The sequence below is a fragment of the Paenibacillus sp. J5 genome (genome assembly GCF_054955055.1).
In genome coordinates this window covers 1-25,833 of sequence record NZ_JBUEDD010000010.1, presented here as the reverse complement: position 1 = coordinate 25,833, position 25,833 = coordinate 1, and the positions used below count along the sequence as shown (strand labels likewise).

The window sequence follows — 25,833 nt, the reverse complement described above, 5'->3', positions numbered from 1 at the left end:
CATCACGTAACCTCAGCTTTCTAGCGGTTTCGCTCCCGCTGGCGCTGCGACTGAAGGTAATCCTGCAGCAATGCATCTTGCGGTGCATGCTGACGGAGCTGCCGCAGCATGTGTCTGACCTGCCAGGCTTTCCCAGATAGCTTCAATTGCTTGTCCTCAATCATCTTCTTCATGTAGAGCGCCTCCCCTGGATTCGATATGGAATAGATATGCAACTGCTGCATGTTCTATGATGAATGTCTCTACAAAATAACGTGTGCAAAGGAGCAACAGATCATGACGACAATCCCGCCAAATAACGATTCGGCTGATTTTACGGAGCCGACCATTCATACGGAGCCTATCTTTCATGGAAAAGTGATTTCGCTACAGGTAGACACGGTGAAGCTGCCTGATGGCAAGACAGCCACCAGAGAGATTGTGCGTCATCCCGGAGCAGCGGCGGTCATCGCACTGCTAGATGGAAAGCTGCTTGTTGTAGAGCAGTACCGCAAGCCGATGGACAAACTGCAAGTTGAGATTCCTGCGGGCAAGCTGGATGGTGATGAGGACCCGATGGAGGCGGCACGGCGGGAGCTTGAGGAGGAGACCGGCTATCGCGCCAAGAGCTTGCGCAAGCTGTGCAATTTCTACACCTCGCCAGGGTTTGCAGATGAGGAGTTGTTTGTTTACTTTACGGAGGAGCTGGAGCCAGGTCAGATGAAGCTGGATGATGAGGAGTTTCTGAATGTCTCGGCCATCACACTGGAGGAGGCGCTGGAGCTGATCAAGGAGAAGCGGATCAGCGATGCGAAGACGATCCTTGCCGTCTACGCATGGCGACTCTACCTGCTGACCGGAGAGCTGTAGACAGTGACAGCACAGGTGGATGAGAAGCCGACGCTAGAGCTCGTCTATGCTGACCTTCATCTGCATATTGGTCGGGCGGAGAACGGGCAACTGGTCAAGATTAGCGGCAGTCGTGATCTGACGTTTCGCAATATTGCACATGAAGCGGCAGTGCGCAAGGGTATTCGGCTGCTGGGTGTGATCGATGCGCATTCTCCCTCCGTACAGCAGGATATTGCTGCGCTGTTGTCCAGCGGGGAGATGCGCGAGCTGCCTCAGGGTGGGATTCTATACCGAGATACGACCTTGCTGCTGGGGGCGGAGATTGAGGTACGGGATGAGGGGATGGCTGGTCCGGCTCATTATTTGTGCTACATGCCCGATTTCGATGCGATGCAGTCCTTTACACAGTGGATGTCTGCTTATATGAGAAATGTCGAGCTCAGCTCCCAGCGGATATATGTGACTGGCAGGAAGCTCCAGGAGGAGACGCGCAAGCGTGGCGGGCTGTTCATTCCTGCCCATCTGTTCACGCCGCACAAGAGCTTGCTCGGGAGCGCTGCCGATTCAATCGCCTCCGTGCTTGACCCGGAGCTGATCGATGCTGTGGAGCTGGGACTGAGCGCGGACAGCAAGATGGCAGGCTGGCTGCAGGAGCTGGATCAATATCCATTCCTGAGCAATTCCGATGCACACTCGCTCCGCAAGATCGGCCGCGAATATAATGCGCTGCTGATGGGTGAGCCTTCCTTTGCAGAGCTGAAGCTGGCTCTGGCTGGCGCCGAGGGACGCGAGATTGTTGCTAATTATGGTCTGAACCCAATGCTCGGCAAATATCATCGCACGTATTGCAAATCCTGCGGCATCATCGCTGAGGGCGGGGCAGTCGGGAACCAGTGCCGCACCTGCGGCAGCAGCAAGCTGGTAAGCGGGGTTATGGATCGAATCGAGCGGCTGGCTCTTCAATTCGGTCGCAAGGAGCCTTGTGTGAAGGGGAGGCCGCCGTATCGGTATCAGATTCCGCTAGACTTCATGCCCGGTCTTGGGCAGAAGCTGCTCGAGCGAATGCTGGAGACGTTCGGCACCGAGATGTATATTCTGCATGAAGCCTCCTGTGAAGCACTTGCAGACGTGGCAGGGGACAAGCTGGCGGAGCTGATCTGTGATGCCCGGCTTGGGGGCGTGCAACTGCAAGCGGGGGGCGGCGGAGCGTATGGCAAGGTTAGCGGCATAGAACGGCCTGTCCGGTCATAGAGTAGACTATCCGGACAAGAGGGGGAGGATGCGGGTGAGATCGCCCTTTCTGCAGCCACAGCTCAAGGAGCATTTGCCGCTATATCTTTTTGTGGGGGTTCTATTTATTGTGGGCGTCGTCTTTGGCACAGTGCTGTCCAGCAGCCTGACCTTGGAGCAGCAGCAGGAGCTCAGTGGCGACGTGCAGCACTTTGCACAGTTGCTTGGTGCGGGAGCCGGCCCTGACCAGGCGGCCTCCTTCTGGGACCGTGCATGGCTTCATTCGAAATGGATCGCGCTCATCTGGCTGCTCGGCATGACTGTTATCGGTGTCCCGTTGCTGCTGGCGCTCGATTTCTTGAAGGGGGTGCTGGTTGGCTTCTCCATGGGGCTGCTGGTGAGCCAGCATGCCTGGGCAGGTGTGCTGTTCTGGCTGCTGGCGGTGGCTCCCCAGAACATCATTATTGTGCCAGCACTTATGATTGCAAGTGTATCCGCGATCCGATTTGCCGTTCACTTCGTCAAATCCCGTCTATTCCAGCAGCAGGGCGCGTTGCTGCCGCCTCTCGCTGTTCATTGTGCCATCGCCATCGGCATGCTAACGATACTATGGGGAGCCGCTTGGTTCGAGGCTTATGTCTCTCCTTATGTTATGGGCTGGGCTTCCGGCTTGCTCACTGGGTAAAGCAAGAGCGCTCCCGATGACGGTGTAGCCTGGTGAGCCGAATGAGGCATAACAGGGTACAAAGATGATGTCGGCAGCATGCTTCCACACTTGATTTTACCAAAAGGTTTGACTTTCAAGTTATTTTCCCCCTATAATGAAAGCAAAGTAAAAGAGAATGGGCGCGGTGTCGACATAGGGGGGAGATTATGGAAGCCCGGATCGATAAAATTAAACAGCAGCTACAATCACAGGGCTATAAGTTGACTCCTCAACGTGAAGCTACGGTTCGTGTGCTGCTTGAGAATGAAGAAGATCATTTGAGCGCAGAAGATGTGTTTATGCTTGTCAAAGACAAGGCCCCCGAGATCGGATTGGCGACAGTCTATCGGACACTCGAGCTGCTCAGCGAGATGCATGTTGTGGAGAAGCTGAATTTCGGCGACGGTGTAGCCCGCTATGACCTGCGTACCGACTCGAGTCAGCATCACCATCATCATCTGATTTGTGTGCAATGCGGATCAATGGATGAGATTATGGATGATTGGTTGGGGCCGCTGGAGGAGCGACTGGAGAGGGAATTCGGTTTTTCCGTTATCGACCACCGCTTGGATTTCCAGGGTATCTGCCATCGTTGCCGGGATAAGAATGACCAACCCAAGGAGAAATAAAGCTGCGGCCCGTCCTGAACTCAGGACGGGTCGCTCTGGCATCTAGCCACGTCGATTGTAGCTGGCGGTTCTCCTGGCAGAGCGGAGTACAAGCCGAGCAGCTCGGCGAAGCTGGATCAGCCCGGCGCCTTGGGCTCGTCGGCCAGCACCGCGGAGCGGACGAGCTGTGCGCTTCAGCACCCGCGAGATAGCAGCCGGGCTTAGCTTCGGGCGCAATGCCAGTAGCAGCGCAGCGCCGCCGGCCACATGCGGCGCTGCCATGCTGGTCCCTGACATCACCTGATATCCGCAATGGAGCGAGGTAGACAGGATGTTCTCTCCAGGCGCGGAGACATCGATGCCGCGGCCGCGGCTGCTGAACGAAGCGATCCGATTGCGCCGCGTTGTCGCAGCGACAGCGATTGTGCCGGGGTAACGGGCAGGGGCATCGATGCCGCCTGAATTGCGGCCGTTGTTGCCCGCTGATGCGGTGATGATCAAGCCTTGCTTCACAGCCAGCCGCACCGCTTTGCGGAAGGAAGGACTGTTCAGATCAGGAGGGATGCCAAGGCTCATATTGATAATGTTCATCCTCTGATCGATGCACCAGAGAATACCCTCGATAATATCGGAGATATATCCGAACCCATCCCGATTGAGCGACTTGACGGCGTACAGTCTGGCTCGCGGCGCAACACCGGCAAGCTGACCGCAGTCGCCTATTGCGGCCGCGATGCCGGCAACATGAGTACCGTGCCCATTGAAATCCCGATAAGAGGCACCGCCAATCGTGTTGACGCCTCCCCAAACCCGCAGATCAGGATGCTTGGCGATGCCTGTGTCCAGGATGGCCACTCTTACAGGGCCCCCTCGCGTCGCCCGCCATACTTGCGGAGCCTGAACGCGCTTAATGTTCCATGTTATTCGGGGCTTCCAAGCTCTTCCTCTTCCCTGTTTCTTGCACTTGTCGAAGCGCTGGCACCATTCATGCGCACGGATGCGGACATCCTGCTCGACGAAGGCAATATCAGGATGACGGCGCAGCTTCGCCAAGTCCGCGAGCGAGTGCATATGACAGCACAGCACCCCAAGCGGCCTTAACCGCTTCAGCGGGCGCTTGCCCCGCTGCTCCAGATCGCTGCAGCAGCGCTCATAGAGCGCTGAGCTGCGCAAGCCGACCAGTACGCGCCGGGTGTGTCGGCTCGGCCGCTGCTTCATACAATGGTATAACAGATGATTCACACCGTTCATTCATGTGAGCCTCCTCAGCTAGAGTCAAGTTATTGTATGGGGACATTTGCGGAAAGGGTTGGGCGTTCGCCGGCGAGGCTCATACATATTTCTTCTGCGCCGGGGACATCGTATCGCTATATGACGTTGAACTGCAACGATTTCAAATAGGGGGTATGCGTATGATTATCGGTGTGCCGAAGGAAATCAAGACCAATGAATATCGGGTTGCGCTCACACCGGCAGGAGCGGGCATGCTGCGTGGGGCAGGTCATGAGGTTATTGTTCAGCGCGGGGCTGGCGAAGGGAGCGGCTTCGGGGATGAGCAATATGTGGATGAGGGAGCACGTATCGTCGAGGAGGCAGCGCAGGTATGGGCTGCTTCGGAGATGGTCGTGAAGGTGAAGGAACCGCTGCCCGAGGAATTCGGATACTTTCGCAACGGGCTGCTGCTGTTCACCTACCTGCACCTGGCCGCAGCACCGGAGCTGACGAAGGCACTGGTAGAGAAGGGGGTAACCGGTGTAGCCTATGAAACGATTCAACTGCCTGGCGGCGGGCTGCCGCTGCTGACGCCGATGAGCGAGGTAGCGGGTCGGATGGCGGTCCAGGTAGGCGCGCAATTTTTGGAGGCCTTCTATGGCGGGCGGGGCATATTGCTGGGAGGCGTGCCTGGTGTGCCGCCAGCCGAGGTGATTATCCTGGGAGGCGGAATCGTCGGTACGAATGCGGCGCGTATCGCGCTAGGCATGGGGGCAAGCGTCGTCATATTGGAGCGCAGCGCTGACCGCATGCGTTATTTGGATGAGGTGTTCAACGGCCGCATTCGCACATTAATGTCTAACCCGTACAATATTGCACAGGCGGTGCGCAAGGCAGACCTGCTCATTGGGGCTGTCCTGATCGCGGGGGCACGCGCGCCGCAGCTCGTTACGGAGGAGATGGTGCAGACGATGAAGAAGGGGGCGGTCATTGTTGATGTGGCTGTTGACCAGGGCGGTTCAATCGCGACCATCGACCGGGTAACCACCCATCAGCAGCCTGTCTATGAGAAGCACGGGGTGCTGCATTACGCCGTAGCCAATATGCCGGGGGCTGTGCCGCGCACCTCGACGCTCGCTCTTACGAATGTAACGCTGCCCTATATGCTGGAGCTAGCGGGCAAGGGGCTGCGGACCGCCGCATTGGGGAATGAGGCGCTGCGCAAAGGGATCAATACGCATCAGGGGCATATTACTCATCCTCAGGTTGCCGAAGCGGCCGGGCTGCCGTATACACAGGTTGAGCAACTGCTGCAGTCTGTCTCTTACGATCAATTGCAGTAGATCGCTTGGCATAAACCGTCCTGTTCCTTCATAGCTATGAAGGAACAGGACGGTTTTGCGCATGGAGGGAGAGAAGAATGATGGTCGTTTCATTACGAAAAACGGCAGCCCGGCTGCTCTTTCTCATTTTGTTTGTGTTGTTGACCCTTATCGTATTTGGAGGATACCGCTATCTGATGGTGAAGCTCATGCTGATGGATGATCCCTATGAGGCGCCGCGTGGACAAGCGGTCAAGGTGTTTCAACCAGATGAGGCGGCATTTGGTGAGGCGACTGTCAAGGAGCGGCTGCGCTGGTTTTATTTATTTGGCGAATAGGGAAGGATTAGCGGCGGCTGATGTGGAATTAATGTGCGTTGACCGTATATTGCTTGAAGAGGAGGGCTGGGATGAGGTCATACGCAGTACAGTTTATGGAGCATCTGCGCGATGACCGCGGCTTGTCCGCTAACACGCTGCAGTCCTATGAGCGCGACCTGCATACATTTTTGGTTGAGATGCAACGTCAGGGGCTGGAGGAAGCGGCTACTGTACAAAAGCATCATTTGTCGATGTACCTGCATACCATGAAGCAGCAAGGCAAGGCCGCGGCGACCATCTCACGCAGTCTGGTTGCGCTGCGGGCGTTCTTTCAATACTTGGTGGCTCTCGACCTGCTCAGCAAGGACCCGACACTTGGTCTGGAAGCACCAAGACTTGATAAGCGTCGGCCAGGCGTGCTGACCGTAGAGGAGATGGTGCGGCTGCTCGATTCGCCGCCGCTAGACTCGCCGGGCGGATTGCGCGACAAGGCCATGCTGGAATTGCTGTATGCCACCGGCATTCGCGTGTCGGAGTTGACCGCACTGACGCTTGACCAGTTGAATGTGTCGCTTCGTTTTATCCGCTGTATCGGTCAGGGGGGGCGAGAGCGTATTATTCCGCTCGGTCAGCATGCGACAGAAGCCATCCGTATCTATCTGGAGAAGGGGAGACCTCTATTGCTTCGAGCGGACAAGCAGGCTGAGACCTTATTCGTCAATCGTCAGGGAACCCCGCTCAGCCGTCAAGGATTCTGGAAAATTATTAAAAAATATGCGCATGAGTCCGGCATCAGCACTCCAATTACGCCGCATACCCTCAGGCATTCCTTTGCAGTGCATCTGCTGGATAATGGAGCGGATCTAAGAAGCGTGCAGGAGATGCTTGGCCATTCTGATATTTCTACAACACAGGTTTATCTGCAATTTCACAAAGCACCGATGAAGGAAGTGTATGAGCGCTCCCATCCCCGATCGAGAGGCTGATAGGCTACTCTTCTAGGGCGTGTCTGAACACTCTGAACGGAACAGATCTGGCCGAATTTTCGTTCCAGGCAAGGCGCTTTTTCGCAGGCGTACCGGGGGTGCGCCTGCGAAAAAGCAACGCAGCATGGGGAGAAAAGGCGGGGAGAGATGCCCTTGAACGGGTGTTCAGACACGACCTAATGAATGACAAAAACTTGGAGGTATGACAATGAATCAAATGACAGTGTCCCAAATTCGCGAGGCTGCCGCTTATATTGCATCCGTGGCTCCGCAGAGCCCGGAGATCGGCTTGATTATGGGCTCGGGCCTTGGTGTTCTGGGCGACTATATTGAAGAAGCAACCGTTATCCCCTATGATGCTATTCCTCACTTCCCGGTCTCGACCGTCGAAGGACATGCCGGTGAGCTGATGGTGGGCAAGCTGGCCGGGCGAACTGTTGTGCTGATGCGCGGTCGGTTTCATATGTATGAAGGATATGGGCCAGAGCTGACGGCGTTCCCTGTGCGTGTGATGAAGGCGTTGGGAGTGAAGCAACTGGTGGTAACCAATGCCGCGGGCGGGATCAATACAGGCTATCAGCCGGGCGATCTGATGATCATTACCGATCATATCAACTTAACGGGTCGCAATCCGCTTATTGGTCCCAATGACGAGGAGCTCGGACCGCGCTTCCCGGATATGTCGGAGGCTTATAGCAGACGTCTTGGCGCCATTGCTAAGACGGAGGCGGGCAAGCTGGGCTTCGAGCTGCGCGAAGGCGTGTATGTCGGGGTGCTGGGGCCTTCGTATGAGACGCCTGCCGAGATTCGGATGATGCGGACGATGGGCGCCGACGCTGTGGGCATGTCCACGATTGCGGAGGTCATTGCAGCTCGTCACAGCGGTGTAGAGGTACTGGGCATCTCCTGCATCAGCAATATGGCTTCAGGCATACTGGATCAGCCATTATCTCATCAGGAGGTTATGGAGACGACTGAGAAGGTAAAATCTCAATTTTTAGGGCTTGTACTCGCCGTTATACCTTCGCTCTAATCTTGATTGGCTTGCCTTAATCCGTGAGAACCGCTTGAAAAAAGCTTGATGTAGTGAAATGAAAAAGTTGAAAAATTTGTTACAAAAATGTAAAATTTGGATTCGACCCATTGTGACAACATTTGTATCGCGGTCGTCGTATACTGTCCATGACAAACCTTTAATGGAGTGACAAAAATGGACAAGTTGGGTACGGCGCAGCTTGAGAAGCTGCGTGGTCAGATGGTGGCTACCGCCACACGTAAGCAGTCGCTGCTGCATCGGGAGGTGTTGCTGCTAAGTGAAATGCTGGACCAGGTTATTATCAAAGCGCAAAAGGAAAAATGCGCCAGCCGCAAAACGTAGTCCCGAGCATGTATAATCAGCTCGGACAATCGTCGGTCTGGTGTTTTAGATACCTTGCAGGCCAGTTATCACCCGCTTGGGTATGGTTGCAGCAGGGCAGCTTGGCTGGATGGCGTTGGGGATCGCAATCCACCATGCGGCTATGCATGTCCCAAACCTCTGCACAGCACGCCGCAAGCTCGCTTCATAGCCATGAAGTGACAAGATACCTATGGGAATCACCTATCGAATGAGAATGCTGTCTTTTGCAAAAAGCGACCATGTTTCGCGGCAAAAGACAGCGACCGCCACTCATTTCGAAAGGTGATTTTTTTTATATTTTGTAGAAATGGAATAGATTTCATATAAGCGGTCGACACTGTAGAGGAGAATCTAGCTTGGAGTGTCAAGCTGCGCACAGGAAGCGCAAAGTCTTGACTATTCAGGCACCGGATACAGGAGGAGACCGCAATGAAGAAAACATATTGGTATAAAGTGATGATGCTAGGTTTGGCTGCCTTGCTGCTGTTCCCAGCAGCGGTTATGGCCGAGGAGGCGGTGCCTAGTGAGACCCCGGATCTGGCGCCATCTGCCCGTTCGGCCATATTGCTCGATGCGGACAGTGGAACGGTAATTTATGAGAAGAACAGCCATGACCGACTCCCGCCAGCGAGCATTACGAAGGTGATGACGATGCTGCTCATCATGGAAGCGATCGATTCGGAGCAGATTAAATGGACGGACAAGGTCGTTACGAGTGAATATGCCGCATCCATGGGCGGCTCGCAGATTTTTCTGGAGCCGGGCGAGGAGATGACGGTAGAGGAGCTGCTCAAGGGAATCGCGATGGCTTCAGGCAATGATGCTTCGGTGGCGATGGCCGAAAAAATCGCCGGTACAGAGGAAGCCTTCGTCAAACGGATGAACGAGCGGGCACAAGAGCTGGGACTGAAAAATACCCACTTTGTCAACTGCAACGGGCTGCCAGCAGAGAACCATTATTCCTCCGCTTATGATATTGCCATCATGTCCAGAGAGCTGCTCAAGCATCAGGAGATTACCCAATATACCGGACAGTATCAGGACTACCTGCGCAAAGATTCGGAGAAGCCATTCTGGCTGGTCAATACGAACAAGCTGGTTCGCTTCTATAGTGGGGCGGATGGGCTGAAGACTGGATATACCAGTGAAGCAAAGTTTTGCCTGACTGCAACTGCAGTGCGTGATTCGTTGCGCGTAGTGGGTGTCGTCATGGGGGAACCGAATACTAAGACTCGCAATGCCGAGGTAGGCAAGATGTTCGATTATTCATTTGCCCAATATATGAACCATCCGATCTTCAAGGCTGGCGACCAGTTGGGAAGCGTGGCTGTGGAGAAGGGCGAAACAAACGAGCTGCCGATTGCGGCAAAGCATCCATACAGTGTATTGCTTAAAAAGGGAAGCGCGACAGATAACATCCGGCATGAGTTGACCATCAACAGCCCGCTTAAGGCACCGCTAGCGGCAGGTCAAGTCATCGGCAAGCTGACAGTGTATCAAGGGGATAAGGTGCTTGCGCAATTCGATGTTGAGTCGCCGGGCAATGTAGCCAAGGCAAGCTGGTGGACGCTGATCAAGCGCACCGCGGCACAGTTGTTCTCCTAGAGCGTAGCGCTTTTTGTCAGCTTCTAGCGGGCTTCTTCTAGTTTTGTCGTGAGGCAGGAATGGTATAGCCGCATGTAGAACACTCTGATCTAACAACGGAAGGAGTGAACAGATTATGAGTCTTCAGGTTGAGCTGGAGCATTACCGCAATGTGCTGATTGTCCGCTTGCGGGGGGAGCTCGATCACCATACGGCGGATACGGTGAAGCTAAAAATGGAGGAAGCCATTCTCCGCGGAAGCAGTGATCATGTCATTCTTAGTTTGAAGGAGCTCGTCTTCATGGACAGCTCGGGTCTGGGAGTCATCCTGGGTCGCTACAAGCTGCTCAAAAGCCGAGGCGGTAAAATGGTCGTATGCGATGTGAATGCCAGCGTATACCGCCTGCTTGAGCTGTCTGGACTGTTCAAGATCCTGACAATTCATGATGACGAGCGGATGGCGCTCTCAAGTCTGGAGGTCGTATCATGAGTGGAACGAACTTTATGACGCTGTCGTTCTCCAGCAGATCGGAGAATGAAGCTTTTGCACGGGTAGCAGTTGCTGCTTTTATCTCTCAACTGGACCCTACCATTGAGGAGTTGAATGATCTGAAGACCGTCGTTTCAGAAGCCGTAACCAATTCGATAATTCATGGCTATGATAGCGATCCGGAAGGCATTGTGACGATCGAGGCGTCTATTGACGGGGATACTGTGTCCATTACGGTAATAGACAAGGGAAATGGAATCGAGGATCTGGAGTTAGCCAGACAGCCGCTCTACACCTCGAAGCCGGAGCTGGAGCGCTCAGGCATGGGCTTTACGATTATGGAAAACTTTATGGACCGATTTGAAGTGACCAGCTCGCAGGAGCATGGGACGCGCATTTCGATGATGAAGCGAATCGAATCAAAAAAAGCGCTCTACAATTAGGCGTGTAGGGGTGGAGCCTCATGGAAGTCGATATGAAGCAAGCATCGCAAACCTATCTGAACGATACGGAAGTGAAACGGCTTATTCTGCTCAGCCAGTCTGGTGATACGATAGCCAGGGATACCCTCGTCCAATGCAATATCCGTCTGGTCTGGTCTGTGGTTCAGCGGTTTATGAACCGCGGCTATGATCCAGAGGATCTGTTCCAGATTGGTTGCATCGGCTTGCTCAAATCGGTCGATAAATTTGACCTCTCCTATGATGTCAAGTTTTCAACCTATGCGGTGCCGATGATTATCGGGGAGATTCAGCGATTTCTAAGGGATGATGGGACACTCAAGGTAAGCCGCTCATTGAAGGAGCTGGCGAACAAGGTTCGAAAGACGAAGGATGAGCTCTCGAAGGTACATGGCAGGCAGCCGACGATCAAGGAGGTTGCTCAGCAGCTCGGCATCTCGCCGGAGGATGTCGTCTTTGCCCAGGAAGCGAACAAGCCGCCGACCTCGATTCATGAGACTGTGTTCGAGAATGATGGCGATCCCATCACGCTGATGGATCAAATCTCGGATGATTCACAGGAAAAATGGTTTGACAAGCTCGCGTTGAACGAAGCGATCGGCACCTTGTCCGAACGCGAACGGCTTATCGTCTATCTGCGATATTACCGTGACCAGACACAATCAGAGGTGGCCTCGCGGCTAGGCATCTCCCAGGTACAGGTGTCACGGCTGGAAAAGAAAATATTGCAATGCATTAAAGATCAGATCGCACAGTAAAGGCCTCAAGTTGCGCCTTGTCAAGGAGACAGTGGAAGAAACAAAACTTCTACTGTCTCCAGTGATAGGAGCATATAGGCCGCCACTGTGCGGTCTTTTTTCAGTTTTTACCTGTATGTCCGTGGAGTAGAGGCAGCAGCGGATTCTCATAATAAGACAGACAATCCAACATCCGTAGCAAAGGAATGGTGCGTGATGGAAGCTGTGGGGAGCTCAACCTTATATTTGCGTCTGCGCAAGCGGATTACGATACGGCCAGGAGAAGCGGTCACCTTGGGACAAGCAGCACGGCTGCTGCTGCATACTCCGTTGGCTCAAACGCTTGGCAAGCTGGAGCTGTATCGGCATCGTCCTGAGGACGGCAATCGGTATGTCATTGATATTCTGCATATTATTCAGACGATTCGAGAGGCTTATCCTGAACTGACGATTGAGCCTTATGGCGACCCGCAGGTGTTGGTCATGATCAGTCCCAAGCCGCAGAAGCCTCGAAAGGTTGTACTTATCTTTGCTTGGCTGCTGTTGTTTTTTGGCGCAGGGCTGGCGATTATGAATTTTCATGCGGATGTCAGCATGAAGGAGGTGCACCAGCGCATATCAGAGCTGGTAACGGGGAAACGTCAGGAGCACCCGCTCTGGTTTCAAATCCCTTATTCGCTCGGCATTGGCCTTGGGATGGTACTGTTCTTCAATCACCTGTTCCGCAAACGTCTGAATGATGAGCCGAATCCGCTGGAGCTGGAGATGTATATGTATCAGGAAAACGTCAATACGTATGTAATCGCAGAGGAGATGGGCAAAAAACAGCGCAACGAAAAGCAACAGCGGCAGGCCGATGATTGAGCTGCTGCTGGGGATGTTTGTTGCACTGCTGGGGCTGGGAGGCGGGCTTGCCGTCGGTAGCGGCATGGTAGCTCTGCTGGTCGTGTTCGATCTGATCCCGAGATTGGCTCAACTGGCCAACGCCTATCAGAAGTCCGTCTGGTTCGAATCTGCGCTGGTCGCCGGTTCGGTCTACTGGTCGCTGGCAGACTTTCTCGACTGGAGCCTCCGATTGCCGCTTCACGCACTGCCTCTGGCGGGAATGGGGCTGCTGGACGGCATATTTATCGGGATGCTCGCTGCGGCGCTGACTGAAGTCATGAATGTATTGCCGATTCTGGCCAAACGGCTGCAATTGGGTACGTTCATTCAGGCGCTCGTCATGTCGATGGTGCTCGGCAAGGTGCTGGGCTCGCTGTTTGATTGGCTCGTGTATCAATGGTAACGATTCAAAGTCCAGGCGAGGAGAGTGGAGCAGTTGAGAGAGTGGAATACAGGCAATAATGACGGTGGACATACCCCTCCTCATGGACAGCCGGGCGCTATGCCAGCCCATGAGAGAGATCGCATGGTCCAACCCGATGCGGCGGAAGCACACAACAGCCAGGAAGGAGAGGGGGCGAAGGCAACGGAAGGGAACCGTCAACGGAGCAGGGAGCAGAGCAGCCAGCCCGTATGGGCAGTCGATGCCTCTTGGCCAGGTGCGCTTCAGGACGGTCAGCAGCAGGATAGCGTGAATCAGAACCAGAGCGCCGGACAGCAACAAGGGGGCTCTCCCAAGCGTGGCGGGACGCAGGATGACCGACATGAGAAGCGTCAGCCTGTTCCGCATAAGCTGGATGATTTTCGGCAGTTGCTGGAGAAGAGCGTGGGGCTAGGCGACAGCTTCGACGTCGTAGCCAGAGAGATGACCTTCGGCAAGCGCAGAACGTCGCTGTTCTTCATGAACGGCTTTGTCAAGGATGTGGTGCTAACCGAGGTGCTAAAGCGGTTAACGTACTTGACTCCTGAGCAGGTCTCCTCCGATGCGCTGCATGCATTCTTTGAGCTGTACGTGCCGGCTGTTCAAGTAACGGCTGAGCATGATTTTGACAAGGTAGTGGATGCGGTGCTGGCAGGCAGCACTGCATTGTTCATCGAGGATGAAGGAACAGCGCTCATTATTGACGCCAAGCTATTCCCGGCCCGTTCGCCCGAGGAGCCTACGCTGGAGAGGGTCGTCAGAGGCAGCCGCGATGGCTTCGTCGAAACATTGATGGTCAATGTGACACTGGTGCGGCGCCGGCTGCGTGATCCGGGTCTGCGCTACGAGATTATGAAGATCGGAAGACGGACGCAGACGGATGTATGCATTGCCTATATTAACGACATCGCAAACCCGAAGCTGGTGGAGTCGATTAAGGGCAAGCTGGAAGATGTTGAACTGGATGGACTGCCGATGGCTGACAAGCAGTTGGAGGAGGCAACGGTGAAGCGGGGATGGAACCCCTATCCGCTCGTGCGTTACTCCGAGCGCCCTGATGTGGTCGCCTCGCATTTGCTGGAGGGGAATGTAGCGGTCTTTGTGGACACGACGCCCAGTGTGATGATCTTGCCGACAACCTTTTTTGACCTGGTGCAGCATGCAGAGGAAAACCGTCAGACCCCGTTTATTGGCACCTTTCTGCGCTGGGTGCGGTTTCTGGGTATTCTCGCCTCATTGTTTCTGCTGCCCCTATGGTTTTTGTATGTGCTCCAGCCGGAGCTTAAGCCGGCGGCGCTCGCCTTTATCGGCCCGAGCGAGCTTGGGCGGCTGCCGCTCGTGCTGCAGTTTGTGCTGGCAGAGCTGGGGGTGGATCTGATGCGGATGGCATCGGTGCATACACCGACTCCGCTGGCGACTGCGATGTCGCTGATTGCCGCGATTTTAATTGGCGATGTAGCCGTCAAGACGGGGCTGTTCATTAATGAGGTCATCCTATATATGGCTGTAGCAGCCATCGGGATGTTCGCGACACCTAGCTATGAGCTTGGCCTGGCGAACCGAATTGTGCGACTGCTGCTCATCATTGCAGTTGCCGTGCTCCATGTTCCCGGCTTCATGCTCGTATCCACGCTGGCGTTCATCGTGCTGGTCATGGAGCGTTCCTATAACCGTCCATACATGTGGCCGCTCATTCCATTTGATGCCAGGGCCTTGTGGAGCATCTTGCTGCGTGTGCCGGTTTTGCATAATCGCACACGTCCCAACCTGCTGCAGCCTCAGCAGCTTAACAAGATGCCTCCCAAAAAATAGTCGCAAAAGTGCAAATGTTCTTCAAGATAATCTATTTCTCATCCGTGTACTTTTCCGTTATACTGGTTACTAGGATTAAACCAGGCTGACATGGAAAAATGGAGGGAACAATATATGTACTTACATGGAACGAGCAAAATTAATGAACAGGGCCATCTCGAAATCGGCGGCAATGATGTAACGAAGCTGGCTGCCGAATTCGGAACGCCCCTTTATATTGTCGACGAGGCGCTCGTGCGTCAACGCGCCCGCGAATATGTGGAGGCATTCAAGGCCTCGGGCCTGAAGTTCCAGGTAGCCTATGCGAGCAAGGCCTTCTGTGTGATGGCGATGTGCGCGCTGGCAGAGGAAGAAGGCATGTCGCTTGACGTTGTATCCGATGGTGAACTGCATACAGCGCTCCAGGCTGGTTTCCCAGTGGAACGCATCCACTTCCATGGCAACAACAAAACCGTTGACGAAATCAATATGGCGCTGGATGCCAATATCGGCTGCTTCGTAGTCGATAACTTCATCGAGCTGGATCTGCTCAATGAGCTTGCTGGAGCGAAGGGCAAGCGCGTGAAGATTCTGCTCCGCATTACGCCAGGGGTAGAGGCGCATACGCATGACTATATTTCTACAGGCCAGCAGGATTCCAAATTCGGCTTTGATCTGGGCAATGGTTCGGCATATCGCGCCATTCAAGAAGGGCTGAAGCTGAATCATCTGGAAATTCTCGGCGTTCATTCGCATATTGGCTCCCAGATTTTTGAAGTAGAGGGCTTCCGTATGGCTGTCGATAAAGTAACAGCCTTTGCGGTGCAGGTGCGCGATGAGCTGGGCTTGACCTTCCAGGTGGTGAATCTGGGCGGCGGCTTCGGCATCCGTTACACCGATGAAGATAAGCCGCTTCCGCTGGGCGAATACGTGAAGGCGATCACGGATGCCATCATCTCCAACTTTACCCACGCGAGCTATCCGCTGCCGGAGATTTGGGTGGAGCCGGGCCGCAGCATCGTCGGCGATGCTGGCACAACGCTCTATACAGTAGGCACCAGCAAGGATATTCCAGGCATCCGCAAATATATCGCTGTGGACGGCGGCATGACCGACAACCCGCGTCCGGCGCTGTATGAATCCAAGTACGATGCCATCCTGGCGAACCGCGCCAATGAGCCTGTATCCGAGACCGTATCTGTCGCAGGCAAATGCTGCGAGAGTGGTGATATGCTGATCTGGGATCTGGAGCTGCCCGCTGTCCATAAGGACGACCTGCTGGCTGTATTCTGTACTGGCGCATACAACTATGCCATGGCTAGCAACTACAACCGTATTCGCAGGCCAGCCGTTGTCTTCGTGAAGGATGGACAGGCTGATCTGGTAGTGAAACGCGAATCGTTCGAGAACATTGTAGGCAATGACTTGATCCCTAGTCGTCTCAAAAAAGCTTCTGTGGGCAACTAAGCAAATAAACCACTAGCCTAGCTCAGCCGTTATGCGGCGGCAGCATGAAGACAGCCTCCCGGCAATGAATGCCGGGGGGCTATCTGTTTAAGTATCTGTTTAAGCTAAGCAGCCAGGTTCCTGTTGTAGGGGAGCAGATCGGATTAGCAGCTCATGCAGCAATCGGCCCTGACTTGCGATCGTGGGGGCGAGCTAGACTAGCCGTACTGTGAGGTGTCCTCATTGGGAGCAAAGCAGGCATGACGTTCATCGTATCTTTGATAGGGCTGCCAAGCGCTGCGTGATGCACTGGAACAGCTTGGCTTATTGAGGCAGATTGTAGTATGATGATAGGGTTACATAAGCAAATTCAATATAAGGAGTGAACGTTCATATGGCAAAGCAAGCAAAAATTACCTTGGCAAATGGCGGCGAGGTGCTGATTGACCTGTTCGATCAGGATGCGCCGAATACGGTTGCCAATTTCGAGAAGCTGGCAAATGAGGGCTTCTACAATGGTCTGGTATTTCACCGTGTAATTCCAGGCTTCGTCGCTCAAGGCGGTTGCCCGCAAGGAACGGGAACAGGTGGCCCAGGCTACCAGATCAACTGCGAGATCAACCCGAACAAGCATGAGCGTGGCACGCTGGCTATGGCGCATGCGGGTCGCAATACCGGTGGCAGCCAATTCTACATCTGCTACCAGCCACAGCCGCATCTGGACGGCCAGCATACTGTATTTGGCAAAGTGACGAAGGGCATGGAGTTCGTCGATGCTTTCCAAGGCCGTGACAAGATGGAGAAGGTTGAGATCATCGAGAACTAAAGGACAAGCCTCCGCTCTAGGAGTGAGGAGGAAGAACCGGCGGGCAGGAGTCTCCATACAAGAGAGCCTGTCCGTTTTGCTAAGCCCAAAATGTATGCGATTACAGAAGGAGCTGAATGAAATGGGTAAAATCATGCTGTGCTTCCCGCAAGGCAGATATAAGGCGCTGACGATGAGCTATGACGATGGTGTTTTCGCGGACAGAAGATTGGTTGCGTTATTCAATCAGCATGGCATAAAGGGAACGTTCCATCTGAATAGCGGCTTGTTCGGGAGCAGCGGCAGGCTAACTGGCGAGGAAGCGGCAGCCTTGTATGAGGGTCATGAGATTTCGGCACATACCTTGACGCATCCGACGATCGCGCGCTGTCCGAAGGAGCTGCTGGTACACGAGATTATGGAGGATCGCAAAAGACTTGAGCGATTGGCGGGCTACACGGTGCGCGGCATGAGCTATCCGAACGGCTCCTACACGACGCAGATCAAGAAGCTGCTCCCAGGGCTGGGAATCGAATACGCGCGCGTGGTGCAGACAACTGGCGGCTTCGACATGCCGGATGACTGGCATGAATGGCGGCCGACCTGCCATCACAATGACCGACTGCTGGATCGGCTGCAGACCTTCCTTGAACTGGATCGGCCGCAATATTTGTTCCTCATGAACGTATGGGGGCACAGCTATGAATTTGACGGGGATCACAACTGGGAGCTGATCGAATCATTCTGCGAGCAAGCTGGCGGTGTTGAATCGATCTGGTACGCGACGAACATCGAGCTGGTGGATTACATGAAATCATTTGATGCTCTGAAATTCTCCGCTGCTCTGGATGTCGTATATAACCCCTCGGCTGCGAGCGTCTGGCTCAGCGTCGATGGAGCAATCGTAGAGGCAAAGGGCGGGTGTCAGACAAGGCTCTGCTAGAAGTGTGGCGTGTGCACGCTTAAACGTTGCCTTGCCAGGATCGGTGCAAGCTTGCAATTATCGAGCCTTGGTGATATGATTCGGGTGAATCATATAAGTCTAGTTCCTTTCGGGGTAGGGTGAAATTCCCAACCGGCGGTGATCGTCCCTCGCATGGTGTTTAGTGAGGAGGCGTCAGTCCGTGACCCGTCTGCCATATAAGCTTGGCGGCAGCGGTGGACCTGGTGTAATTCCGGGACCGACAGTATAGTCTGGATGGGAGAAGGGAGACGATGGCGTATCAAGTTTGTGCTGTGCATTTTTGTATTTTTTACAAATACAGGAGCAGGCTTATTTGATTATGCTTTCTCTACATTCATCCCTCCGAAGGCGCTGAGACGCTGACGGAGGTTTTTTGCGTTGATGGACACATTAAATGATGCGTATTACATGAAGCTGGCTCTTGAACTGGCTGCGAACATGAAGGGACAGACGGGGGTAAATCCAGTTGTCGGCTGTGTAGTGGTGAAGGGCGGCCGCATTGTCGGGCTGGGCGCCCATCTGCGGCAGGGAGAAGGCCATGCCGAGGTGCATGCTCTCCAGATGGCAGGCAGCCAGTCGCAAGGCGCGACGGTCTATGTCACCTTGGAGCCGTGCAGCCATCACGGTCTGACGCCGCCATGCTGTGAACGCATTATCGAGGCACAAGCAGCTCGGGTGGTGGTTGCTATGACCGATCCGAACCCGCAGGTGTCTGGTCGAGGGATTACCCGGCTCCGCGAGCACGGCATTCTCGTCGAGACCGGGGTGATGGAGGCAGAGGCGCAGACGTTGAATGAAGTCTTCGTCAAGTATATCAGCACCGGCCGACCCTTCGTGACACTCAAGACGGCGAGTACACTCGATGGCAAGATCGCCTCCAGGACAGGCGATAGCCGGTGGGTAAGCGGCCCGCAGGCTAGAGAGCTGACGCATACACTGCGTCATCAGCATGCTGGCATCCTGATCGGCGTGTCGACAGCGCTGGCAGACGATCCACAGTTAACGACTCGCCTGCCGGTCCAGGGATTGCATCCCGTGAGGGTAGTTGCCGATTCCAGATTGCGTCTGCCGCCAAGTGCGCGGATGCTTCACGACGGTCTGGCAGACACGGTGGTACTGACAACGGAGCTCGCATCGACTGAGCGGGCACAGGCATTGGAGGCGCAGGGCGCGAAGGTGCTTCGCTGCGGCTCTGGCCCGTCAGTAGATCTTAGCTTGGCGATGCGGAGGCTGGCGGAGGCTGGAATCAGCTCCATCCTGCTGGAGGGTGGCGGCCGTCTGAATGGAGCGATGCTGGCTGCTGGGCTGATCGATAAGCTGGTCATGTTCTTCGCTCCCAAGATTATCGGGGGGCTGCAGGCGCCTGCCAGCTTCCAATTTGACGGGGCGGAGCGGATGGCCGATGCGGTGCGGATCGATCGCATGCAGGTGGAGCAGATCGGCGATGACGTGTGCATAACCGGCTATCCGGTCTACAAGGCCTAACTTTTGGAATGTCTATCTTCAGTAGAAGAGAGGAGGAAAGCCGATGTTTACCGGCTTGATCGAGGAAATCGGCACGATGCGGAGCATTCGACAGAAGGGGGAAGCCCTGATGCTGGCTGTGGAAGCATCGAAGGTGCTGGAGGGAGTGAGGCTTGGAGACAGTATTGCAGTCAACGGGGTTTGTCTGACGGTTACGGCGTATGACAGCCGCAGCTTCACCGTTGATGTTGTGCCGCAGACGTACAGGCACACGAACCTCCGCCAGCTACAAGTTGGCGACCCCGTTAATCTGGAGCGAGCGATGCAGGCTGGGGGGCGATTCGGAGGCCACATAGTTCAAGGGCATGTCGATGGCTGCGGCGTGATCGTCTCCCGCAGGGCGGAGGGCAATGCGGTGATCTTCCACATCGAGCCGCAGCAGGAGCGTCTGCTCCGCCATATTATCCCCCAAGGCTCCGTAACGCTCGATGGCATCAGCCTGACGGTAGCGGTGGCAGGAGCTCACAGCTTTCAGGTGTCCATTATCCCGCACACGCTGGAGGCGACAGCACTCCAGTGGAAGCAGGCGGGCGATACGATTAATATCGAGACGGACATTATCGGCAAGTATGTCGAGCATCTGCTGAGTAGAGGACATCAGGGCCAGCAAGCACAAGGTCACAGGACTGACAGGCTAACGACCGACTTTTTGGCTGAACATGGTTTTTTGTGACACGCTGACCCCATGAATTGCACGCTTGCAGCATCTTGCAGCCACTGACCGCCATGGCAGTGTCTTGGTGGTTGATCCAGCCGTGCAATGAGAGTGAGGCAGTCGGAATAGAAGGTCAAGAGCAATTTTCATCTTAAAGGAGGCTTGAGGATATGGAGAACGATATACGATTTGATTCGATAGAAGAGGCAATCCAGGATTTGATGGCCGGTAAGGCAATCATCGTGGTCGATGATGAGGATCGGGAAAATGAGGGCGATCTGATTGCTTTGGCGGATCGGATTGAACCGAGCATCATTAATTTTATGATTACAGAAGCGCGCGGACTCGTCTGTGTGCCGATTACGAAGGAGCGGGCAGAGCAGCTCGATCTGCCTCCGATGGTTGCGCATAACACCGATTATCACGGCACTGCCTTCACTGTCTCGGTAGACCATGTCTCAACCACGACCGGTATTTCTGCTCATGAGCGGGCCATGACGGTACAGGCGCTGATTGACCCGAGCTCGCGCCCGTCCGATTATCGCCGGCCAGGGCATATATTCCCGCTGATCGCCAAGGAGGGCGGCGTGCTGCGGCGTGCGGGCCATACGGAAGCGGCTGTTGATCTGGCAAGGCTGTGTGATTCTGTGCCGGCCGCGGTCATCTGCGAGGTGATCAATGAGGATGGAACGATGTCACGCTTGCCTGATCTTATGCGCTTCAAGGAAAAGCATCATCTGCGGCTCATTACGATCAAGGAGCTGATTCGCTATCGCAACGCGAAGGAGAAGCTGGTGCAGCGGGCTGTGGATGTCCGTCTCCCGACCGACTATGGTACCTTTCGTGCAGTAGCCTATACGAATGATCTGGACACCAAGGAGCACGTGGCGCTGGTTAAGGGAGTGATCGAGGCGGACGACAACGAGCCAGTACTGGTGCGCGTGCATTCCGAATGCCTGACCGGAGATGTGTTTCATTCGCATCGTTGCGACTGTGGCCCGCAACTGGAGGCAGCGCTGCGTCAGATCAGTGAGGCAGGGCGTGGAGTGCTGCTCTATATGCGTCAGGAGGGTCGGGGCATCGGGCTTATCAATAAATTGAGAGCCTATGAGCTACAGGAGCAGGGAATGGATACAGTGGAAGCGAATATTAAACTTGGGTTCGCTCCCGACCTGCGGGAATATGGCATCGGCGCCCAGATTCTTAAGGATCTTGGTGTACGCAAGCTGCGGCTGCTGACCAATAACCCGCGCAAAATAACCGGGCTTGAAGGGTATGGAATGGAAGTTGTCGAGCGCATTCCGTTGCAGATGGAGGAGAATGAAGACAACTCCGGTTATCTGCATACGAAGCAGGAAAAGCTCGGCCATATGCTCCGGTTCGATAGGAATGAGCAGGCTTAGTCGTAAATAACTGATGGCCGGGCGGTCGCACGGCTCACAATGCACAAGGAATTGCGTCAATATATCAATTGCCTGGGGAGGCTCATACAATATGACGAAAATTTATGAAGGACATTTGGTGTCCAAAGGGTTAAAATATGGTATTGTAGCAGGAAGGTTCAATGAATTCATTACTGGCAAGCTCGTATCCGGTGCGCTCGATTGTCTGAAGCGCCACGGCGTGGAGGATGCCGAGATTGAGCTGGCCTGGGTTCCAGGAGCATTTGAGATTCCGCTGATCGCGCAGAAGATGGCGGAGAGCGGCAAATATGATGCGGTCATTACGCTGGGCGCGGTCATCCGTGGTTCAACGCCGCATTTTGATTATGTATGCAATGAAGCTGCCAAGGGGGTAGCGGCGGTCAGCCTGAAGACAGGCGTTCCCACCATATTCGGCGTGCTGACGACCGATTCGATCGAGCAGGCTGTTGAGCGGGCAGGCACGAAGGCGGGGAACAAGGGCTGGGAGGCGGCTGCTACAGCCATTGAGATGGCTAATTTAACGCAAGCTTTACAGGGCTAGCAAGGCAGGAGGGCAAATGTTGTGACGGTGCTTTATAAGCTGGAGGCCTTTGAAGGTCCGCTTGATCTGCTGCTTCATCTGATCGATAAGGCGGAGATTGACATCCATGAGGTGTCGATCAGTGAAATTACAGATCAATACATGGACTACTTGAGTGCGATGCAGGAGCTGGAGCTTGAGGTGACGAGCGAATTTCTGGTGATGGCGGCTACACTGCTCTCGATTAAGAGTCGGCAGCTTCTGCCGAAGCCGCCGGTTGAGCCAGAGGAGTTCGAGGAGTGGGCGGATGACGGGTATGATCCGCAGCAGGAGCTGATCCAAAAGCTCGTTGAGTATCGTAAGTTCAAGCAAATATCTGAGCAACTGCGGGAACGGGAGCATGAACGGAGCCTGGTCTATACGAAGGAACCGGAGGATCTGTCTTCGTTCATGCCCACGGCTCCAGTCAATCCAGTCAAAGGCCTGCAGGTTGCCGATCTGATCGCAGCCTTCCAGAAGGCGCTGAAGCGCGCGGCGCGCAGATCGCTCGTTGCGACTGTCCGCAGGGACGAGGTGTCGGTCAAGGATCGGATTCGTGACATTATGGATCTGCTCCGCGATCATGAGACAGTTCGCTTCTCCAGGCTGCTGCGCCCGGAGATGGAGCGGCATGAGATTGTCGTCACCTTCCTGGCTATATTGGAGCTGATGAAAATGAAGCAGGTCACCTGTTTTCAGCATCAGCTATTTGATGACATTGTGATTAACTGGAGAGGGGAAACGGAAGAAAGTGGACTTTCCGAGCTTGAAATCGATTATTGAGGGGCTGCTATTCATGGCCGGGGAAGAGGGGCTTAGCGCCAAGCAGTTGGCGGACATTATTGGCTATGATGTGCCCTTGGTAAACGAGCTGGTCTATGAATTGAAGTCCGAGCTGGCCAAGGACGGACGCGGTGTGCGGATCACCCAGGTTGCCGGTGGCTTCCGCATGACGACCCATCCTGAGCATGCGCCGTACTTCGAGAAGCTGGCCTACTCGCCTGAGCGATCAAGCCTGTCTCAGGCTGCGCTGGAGACGCTGTCGATTGTTGCTTACCGGCAGCCTATTACTCGGGTGGAGATAGAGGAAATTCGCGGTGTCAAGTGCGAGCGGCCGCTGCACACGCTTGTGGCGAAGGATCTGATCGAGGAGGTTGGACGTGCAGAGGCTATCGGGCGCCCGATTCTGTATGGGACAACGAAGGCGTTTCTGGATTACTTTGGCCTCTCCGGTCTGGATGCGCTCCCCGAACCAGGTGCGCTGGAGCTGGAGGATCTGCTGGAGGAGCAGACTGAAGGACTGTTCGATAGGTTGAATAAGCAGGAGGATCGGCAACTGACGCTGGAGGAATTTCCTCGTCCAGAGGATCTGACATCGTTGCCCCGCCGAGACGAAGAATGAGATCTGCCCGCCGGGTCATACTATAACCAACCAGTCAGAGGAAGTTGAGGTGAAGCTGCGTATGCTTCCCGAGGGTTGGATAGGATGGATGGCGGCAGGTCTTTTTTGTGTGCTTGCCGTCGTGCTGGGACGTTCGTCGATTCTCTTTACCAGCGAATTTGTGCGTAAGAACGAAAATGACCATTTTCGCATACAGTTGCGCGCGCTCGGTGGTTTGCTTCGGTATCGACTAGAAATTCCCATCGTTCGCTTTGTGGGTGACAGTGTGGAGTTTAAGCATGAGAAGAGTAATTCGTTCGCGGTGGGACAAAGTAGTAATGAAGGTCGACATCGAGTGGGTGCCGAGACTGTGATGCGGAAGATTGAGCAGGCTCGCTTGCTGCTGCGTTATACCGATCACTTTACAAGCTGGCTGCGCCGCGCGCTCTCTTATGTGCGAATTACCGACTGGAGATGGGATACGAGTGTCGGCACAGGAGATGCGGCCTGGACGGCAATCACGACGGGGATGATCTGGTCGGCGCAGACGGGTCTGCTGGGTCTGCTTTCTCAATTCACCCGGCTCTCGGCACCCCCCCGAACTACGGTGCAGCCGTTGTATAACCAAACGTATTTTTCCACAGAGTGGCGCTGCATAGCTGAAATCAGCTTAGGAAAAGCTATGTTTGCCGGACTACAGCTTTTGGTTCGCATTAGAAAAGTGAAAGGAGGCTTTTCAGTATGGCAGAACACCCTATTCAAGGCTTAATGCAGACCGCAATGGAAAATATTAAAGAGATGGTCGATGTCAATACGATTGTTGGTGACCCGGTACAGACGCCGGACGGAAGCGTCATTATGCCGATCTCCAAGGTTGGCTTCGGCTTCGTCGCCGGGGGCAGCGATATTCGCAATGAGCATATGGAGGATACGCATCATCATGTCGGTGATGCTCATCATGCCGCGGTGTCGTTGCCGTTTGGCGGCGGCAGCGGGGGCGGAGTATCGATTACGCCGATTGCGTTTCTCGTCGTGGGCACACATGGCGTCAAGGTTGTGCCGCTTGATAATCAGACACATCTCATCGAGCGTGTTATTGATTCAGCTCCCAAAGTATTCGACAAGCTCCAGACGATGTGGGGCAAGCAGGGAACGGAGCCAGGAAGCACCGCTGGTGCGGAAACCACAGTCATTATCAACGAGACGCAATAGTCGGATCGACAACGGGGCTATCCAAAATTGAACTGCACCCCGTCAAGTAGACAGTACAAAAAATAAAAATGGTTAGGCGGCCTTGGTCCTGAATTCCATTGGACTAAGGCCGTTTAAGTTGTTCGTAATTGTAAAAATGAATGTAGTCCTCAATGTTGAATGCTCAAAGGTTTGGTAGATATGCAAGTAATACTTCTCGCATTTCAAAGTCCCTAATGTCTCATATACATTTAGATACGCTTTCTGACTATTACCGTACTTGAATTCTGTCAAGTCCGTTAGCCACTTCTGGTTCCCATTTTTGATCCGTTGTTCTAATTGCCTACGCTCGTCTTGGCTCAGTTTAATGATTCATATTCTTCCATTTAAAGTTCCTCAAATCATTTATATTGGATTTATCTGCTGGCGAATTAATTTTTGATAATACGGAGTATTAGTCTATATCTAGATACGAGGCATAAGTGATCTCCTTGAATTCCACGGCGAGGCGGCTTGCAATTGGTCGTATATCTCTTCCGCTTTTTGCAGGCACACCGATTGAACCACTTGGGAATACTCGATACACCCGGAGGTATGAATCATGTGGAGTAGCTGCTCCTTCTGCGTCAGCAGAGAATCTATGGTAATGCTCCCTGCATAATAGTCCTGGAATAGACGAAAGGCATCATCTTCAATGGAGAGCAGATACAGCGCCGGCAAGGTTCGCTTCTTGCTGAGCAGATCGTTCTTCAGATCCCATCGCAGCAGATCCCTCCTGTCATTCTCAATCTGATGAATGAGACCGAGGCAGTCGGCCAGATCGTGTAATGTCTCGATCGTCTCCGCTGTACAGTCCAGGGAAGCATAGCCCATCAGACAGGCGAAGCGGAATAGGGAGCCA

The 25,833-nt window shown here is 54.3% G+C and carries 30 protein-coding genes and 1 riboswitch; of the genes, 27 read left to right on the top strand and 3 right to left on the bottom strand.

The annotated features are described in order from the left end of the window. Positions 1-20: 20 nt before the first annotated feature. Complete coding sequence (mciZ, locus tag ACY1JZ_RS18245; RefSeq protein WP_270171721.1) at positions 21-173, bottom strand: Z-ring formation inhibitor MciZ; 153 nt, start codon at positions 171-173, stop codon at positions 21-23. Between the two features lie 103 nt (positions 174-276). On the opposite strand from mciZ, the gene ACY1JZ_RS18240 reads away from it, so the two are divergent. From ACY1JZ_RS18240 to fur, 4 genes are all read left to right on the top strand, one after another. Beyond that, positions 277-849, top strand: a complete 573-nt coding sequence (locus tag ACY1JZ_RS18240) for an NUDIX domain-containing protein (RefSeq protein ID WP_270171720.1) — start codon at positions 277-279, stop codon at positions 847-849. A gap of 3 nt (positions 850-852) precedes the next feature. Further along, positions 853-2,082 (top strand): endonuclease Q family protein, encoded by a 1,230-nt coding sequence (locus tag ACY1JZ_RS18235; RefSeq protein WP_462630395.1) that lies wholly within the window; start codon positions 853-855, stop codon positions 2,080-2,082. A gap of 28 nt (positions 2,083-2,110) precedes the next feature. Next, positions 2,111-2,746, top strand: coding sequence for a stage II sporulation protein M (gene spoIIM / locus ACY1JZ_RS18230; RefSeq protein ID WP_462630394.1), 636 nt, complete (start codon positions 2,111-2,113; stop codon positions 2,744-2,746). A gap of 188 nt (positions 2,747-2,934) precedes the next feature. Beyond that, positions 2,935-3,396: a ferric iron uptake transcriptional regulator gene (fur, locus tag ACY1JZ_RS18225; protein ID WP_270171714.1), complete on the top strand. Its 462-nt coding sequence runs from the start codon at positions 2,935-2,937 to the stop codon at positions 3,394-3,396. 42 nt (positions 3,397-3,438) lie between these two features. Here the strand turns inward: fur and ACY1JZ_RS18220 are convergent, their stop codons facing one another. Beyond that, entirely contained in the window at positions 3,439-4,626 is a 1,188-nt protein-coding gene (locus ACY1JZ_RS18220; protein ID WP_462630393.1) for a S8 family peptidase, read from the bottom strand. A gap of 161 nt (positions 4,627-4,787) precedes the next feature. Here ACY1JZ_RS18220 and ald point away from each other — a divergent pair, with 161 nt between their 5' ends. The 23 genes from ald (at position 4,788) to ytfJ (ending at position 24,953) form a co-directional block, all read left to right on the top strand. Beyond that, complete coding sequence (gene ald / locus ACY1JZ_RS18215; RefSeq protein WP_270171710.1) at positions 4,788-5,930, top strand: alanine dehydrogenase; 1,143 nt, start codon at positions 4,788-4,790, stop codon at positions 5,928-5,930. 77 nt (positions 5,931-6,007) lie between these two features. Next, positions 6,008-6,247 carry a DUF4227 family protein gene (locus tag ACY1JZ_RS18210; RefSeq protein WP_270171708.1) on the top strand — a complete coding sequence of 80 codons (240 nt, stop codon included), beginning with the start codon at positions 6,008-6,010 and terminating at the stop codon, positions 6,245-6,247. 71 nt (positions 6,248-6,318) lie between these two features. Further along, the gene (gene xerD / locus ACY1JZ_RS18205; protein ID WP_462630392.1) at positions 6,319-7,215 is read left to right on the top strand and encodes a site-specific tyrosine recombinase XerD; all 897 of its coding nucleotides are present in this window, start codon (positions 6,319-6,321) and stop codon (positions 7,213-7,215) included. Positions 7,216-7,423: 208 nt separating this feature from the next. Beyond that, positions 7,424-8,248, top strand: coding sequence for a purine-nucleoside phosphorylase (locus ACY1JZ_RS18200; protein WP_270171705.1), 825 nt, complete (start codon positions 7,424-7,426; stop codon positions 8,246-8,248). Positions 8,249-8,425: 177 nt separating this feature from the next. Beyond that, positions 8,426-8,593, top strand: a complete 168-nt coding sequence (locus tag ACY1JZ_RS18195; RefSeq protein WP_462630391.1) for an aspartyl-phosphate phosphatase Spo0E family protein — start codon at positions 8,426-8,428, stop codon at positions 8,591-8,593. Positions 8,594-9,043: 450 nt separating this feature from the next. Beyond that, complete coding sequence (locus ACY1JZ_RS18190; protein WP_270171701.1) at positions 9,044-10,219, top strand: D-alanyl-D-alanine carboxypeptidase family protein; 1,176 nt, start codon at positions 9,044-9,046, stop codon at positions 10,217-10,219. A gap of 115 nt (positions 10,220-10,334) precedes the next feature. Then, positions 10,335-10,688, top strand: coding sequence for an anti-sigma F factor antagonist (gene spoIIAA / locus ACY1JZ_RS18185; RefSeq protein WP_270171699.1), 354 nt, complete (start codon positions 10,335-10,337; stop codon positions 10,686-10,688). Then, positions 10,685-11,131 carry an anti-sigma F factor gene (spoIIAB, locus tag ACY1JZ_RS18180; RefSeq protein WP_270171697.1) on the top strand — a complete coding sequence of 149 codons (447 nt, stop codon included), beginning with the start codon at positions 10,685-10,687 and terminating at the stop codon, positions 11,129-11,131. The genes spoIIAA and spoIIAB overlap by 4 nt, the downstream gene beginning before the upstream one ends. A 20-nt stretch (positions 11,132-11,151) precedes the next feature. Beyond that, entirely contained in the window at positions 11,152-11,907 is a 756-nt protein-coding gene (gene sigF / locus ACY1JZ_RS18175) for an RNA polymerase sporulation sigma factor SigF (protein ID WP_462630390.1), read from the top strand. Positions 11,908-12,102: 195 nt separating this feature from the next. Beyond that, on the top strand, positions 12,103-12,750 hold the full coding sequence (locus ACY1JZ_RS18170) for a stage V sporulation protein AA (RefSeq protein WP_462630389.1): 648 nt from the start codon (positions 12,103-12,105) through the stop codon (positions 12,748-12,750). Next, positions 12,743-13,174, top strand: a complete 432-nt coding sequence (locus tag ACY1JZ_RS18165) for a stage V sporulation protein AB (protein WP_462630387.1) — start codon at positions 12,743-12,745, stop codon at positions 13,172-13,174. The genes ACY1JZ_RS18170 and ACY1JZ_RS18165 overlap by 8 nt, the downstream gene beginning before the upstream one ends. 33 nt (positions 13,175-13,207) lie before the next feature. Further along, entirely contained in the window at positions 13,208-15,004 is a 1,797-nt protein-coding gene (locus ACY1JZ_RS18160) for a spore germination protein (protein ID WP_462630386.1), read from the top strand. Positions 15,005-15,118: 114 nt separating this feature from the next. Then, positions 15,119-16,450, top strand: coding sequence for a diaminopimelate decarboxylase (gene lysA / locus ACY1JZ_RS18155; protein WP_462630385.1), 1,332 nt, complete (start codon positions 15,119-15,121; stop codon positions 16,448-16,450). Positions 16,451-16,823: 373 nt separating this feature from the next. Then, positions 16,824-17,255 carry a peptidylprolyl isomerase gene (locus ACY1JZ_RS18150; RefSeq protein ID WP_270171687.1) on the top strand — a complete coding sequence of 144 codons (432 nt, stop codon included), beginning with the start codon at positions 16,824-16,826 and terminating at the stop codon, positions 17,253-17,255. A 121-nt stretch (positions 17,256-17,376) separates the two neighbouring features. After that, a complete protein-coding gene (locus ACY1JZ_RS18145) occupies positions 17,377-18,177 on the top strand; it encodes a polysaccharide deacetylase family protein (protein WP_462630384.1) in 801 nt (266 codons plus the stop codon). Positions 18,178-18,278: 101 nt separating this feature from the next. Beyond that, positions 18,279-18,448: riboswitch (FMN riboswitch) on the top strand. A gap of 131 nt (positions 18,449-18,579) precedes the next feature. Then, positions 18,580-19,683 carry a bifunctional diaminohydroxyphosphoribosylaminopyrimidine deaminase/5-amino-6-(5-phosphoribosylamino)uracil reductase RibD gene (gene ribD / locus ACY1JZ_RS18140; protein WP_462630539.1) on the top strand — a complete coding sequence of 368 codons (1,104 nt, stop codon included), beginning with the start codon at positions 18,580-18,582 and terminating at the stop codon, positions 19,681-19,683. Positions 19,684-19,726: 43 nt separating this feature from the next. Then, on the top strand, positions 19,727-20,395 hold the full coding sequence (ribE, locus tag ACY1JZ_RS18135; protein WP_462630383.1) for a riboflavin synthase: 669 nt from the start codon (positions 19,727-19,729) through the stop codon (positions 20,393-20,395). A 152-nt stretch (positions 20,396-20,547) separates the two neighbouring features. After that, complete coding sequence (locus ACY1JZ_RS18130) at positions 20,548-21,780, top strand: bifunctional 3,4-dihydroxy-2-butanone-4-phosphate synthase/GTP cyclohydrolase II (protein ID WP_462630382.1); 1,233 nt, start codon at positions 20,548-20,550, stop codon at positions 21,778-21,780. Positions 21,781-21,871: 91 nt separating this feature from the next. Then, on the top strand, positions 21,872-22,342 hold the full coding sequence (ribH, locus tag ACY1JZ_RS18125) for a 6,7-dimethyl-8-ribityllumazine synthase (RefSeq protein WP_270171682.1): 471 nt from the start codon (positions 21,872-21,874) through the stop codon (positions 22,340-22,342). Positions 22,343-22,363: 21 nt separating this feature from the next. Further along, on the top strand, positions 22,364-23,143 hold the full coding sequence (locus ACY1JZ_RS18120) for a segregation and condensation protein A (RefSeq protein WP_270171681.1): 780 nt from the start codon (positions 22,364-22,366) through the stop codon (positions 23,141-23,143). Next, the gene (gene scpB, locus ACY1JZ_RS18115) at positions 23,112-23,762 is read left to right on the top strand and encodes an SMC-Scp complex subunit ScpB (protein ID WP_462630381.1); all 651 of its coding nucleotides are present in this window, start codon (positions 23,112-23,114) and stop codon (positions 23,760-23,762) included. Before ACY1JZ_RS18120 ends, scpB begins: the two co-directional genes overlap by 32 nt. A gap of 49 nt (positions 23,763-23,811) precedes the next feature. Next, positions 23,812-24,510, top strand: a complete 699-nt coding sequence (locus tag ACY1JZ_RS18110; protein WP_462630380.1) for a DUF2953 domain-containing protein — start codon at positions 23,812-23,814, stop codon at positions 24,508-24,510. Then, the gene (gene ytfJ / locus ACY1JZ_RS18105) at positions 24,483-24,953 is read left to right on the top strand and encodes a GerW family sporulation protein (protein ID WP_270171676.1); all 471 of its coding nucleotides are present in this window, start codon (positions 24,483-24,485) and stop codon (positions 24,951-24,953) included. The genes ACY1JZ_RS18110 and ytfJ overlap by 28 nt, the downstream gene beginning before the upstream one ends. A 444-nt stretch (positions 24,954-25,397) precedes the next feature. Here ytfJ and ACY1JZ_RS18100 read toward each other — a convergent pair. Continuing rightward, the coding region (locus ACY1JZ_RS18100; RefSeq protein ID WP_462630379.1) for a polyprenyl synthetase family protein at positions 25,398-25,833 on the bottom strand (436 nt) is incomplete at its 5' end.

Bases quoted from the DNA above. Each gene is read 5' to 3' on its own strand.
- ACY1JZ_RS18150 (WP_270171687.1), top strand. From the start codon at position 16,824: ATGGCAAAGCAAGCAAAAATTACCTTGGCAAATGGCGGCGAGGTGCTG.
- ytfJ (WP_270171676.1), top strand. From the start codon at position 24,483: ATGGCAGAACACCCTATTCAAGGCTTAATGCAGACCGCAATGGAAAAT.
- ACY1JZ_RS18145 (WP_462630384.1), top strand. From the start codon at position 17,377: ATGGGTAAAATCATGCTGTGCTTCCCGCAAGGCAGATATAAGGCGCTG.
- ribD (WP_462630539.1), top strand. From the start codon at position 18,580: ATGGACACATTAAATGATGCGTATTACATGAAGCTGGCTCTTGAACTG.
- ald (WP_270171710.1), top strand. From the start codon at position 4,788: ATGATTATCGGTGTGCCGAAGGAAATCAAGACCAATGAATATCGGGTT.
- ACY1JZ_RS18200 (WP_270171705.1), top strand. From the start codon at position 7,424: ATGAATCAAATGACAGTGTCCCAAATTCGCGAGGCTGCCGCTTATATT.
- ACY1JZ_RS18130 (WP_462630382.1), top strand. From the start codon at position 20,548: ATGGAGAACGATATACGATTTGATTCGATAGAAGAGGCAATCCAGGAT.
- lysA (WP_462630385.1), top strand. From the start codon at position 15,119: ATGTACTTACATGGAACGAGCAAAATTAATGAACAGGGCCATCTCGAA.
- spoIIM (WP_462630394.1), top strand. From the start codon at position 2,111: ATGCGGGTGAGATCGCCCTTTCTGCAGCCACAGCTCAAGGAGCATTTG.
- ACY1JZ_RS18170 (WP_462630389.1), top strand. From the start codon at position 12,103: ATGGAAGCTGTGGGGAGCTCAACCTTATATTTGCGTCTGCGCAAGCGG.
- ACY1JZ_RS18190 (WP_270171701.1), top strand. From the start codon at position 9,044: ATGAAGAAAACATATTGGTATAAAGTGATGATGCTAGGTTTGGCTGCC.
- ACY1JZ_RS18210 (WP_270171708.1), top strand. From the start codon at position 6,008: ATGATGGTCGTTTCATTACGAAAAACGGCAGCCCGGCTGCTCTTTCTC.
- spoIIAB (WP_270171697.1), top strand. From the start codon at position 10,685: ATGAGTGGAACGAACTTTATGACGCTGTCGTTCTCCAGCAGATCGGAG.
- sigF (WP_462630390.1), top strand. From the start codon at position 11,152: ATGGAAGTCGATATGAAGCAAGCATCGCAAACCTATCTGAACGATACG.
- ACY1JZ_RS18195 (WP_462630391.1), top strand. From the start codon at position 8,426: ATGGACAAGTTGGGTACGGCGCAGCTTGAGAAGCTGCGTGGTCAGATG.
- ACY1JZ_RS18220 (WP_462630393.1), bottom strand. From the start codon at position 4,626: ATGAACGGTGTGAATCATCTGTTATACCATTGTATGAAGCAGCGGCCG.
- ribE (WP_462630383.1), top strand. From the start codon at position 19,727: ATGTTTACCGGCTTGATCGAGGAAATCGGCACGATGCGGAGCATTCGA.
- ACY1JZ_RS18165 (WP_462630387.1), top strand. From the start codon at position 12,743: ATGATTGAGCTGCTGCTGGGGATGTTTGTTGCACTGCTGGGGCTGGGA.
- fur (WP_270171714.1), top strand. From the start codon at position 2,935: ATGGAAGCCCGGATCGATAAAATTAAACAGCAGCTACAATCACAGGGC.
- xerD (WP_462630392.1), top strand. From the start codon at position 6,319: ATGAGGTCATACGCAGTACAGTTTATGGAGCATCTGCGCGATGACCGC.
- ACY1JZ_RS18240 (WP_270171720.1), top strand. From the start codon at position 277: ATGACGACAATCCCGCCAAATAACGATTCGGCTGATTTTACGGAGCCG.
- mciZ (WP_270171721.1), bottom strand. From the start codon at position 173: ATGAAGAAGATGATTGAGGACAAGCAATTGAAGCTATCTGGGAAAGCC.
- ribH (WP_270171682.1), top strand. From the start codon at position 21,872: ATGACGAAAATTTATGAAGGACATTTGGTGTCCAAAGGGTTAAAATAT.
- spoIIAA (WP_270171699.1), top strand. From the start codon at position 10,335: ATGAGTCTTCAGGTTGAGCTGGAGCATTACCGCAATGTGCTGATTGTC.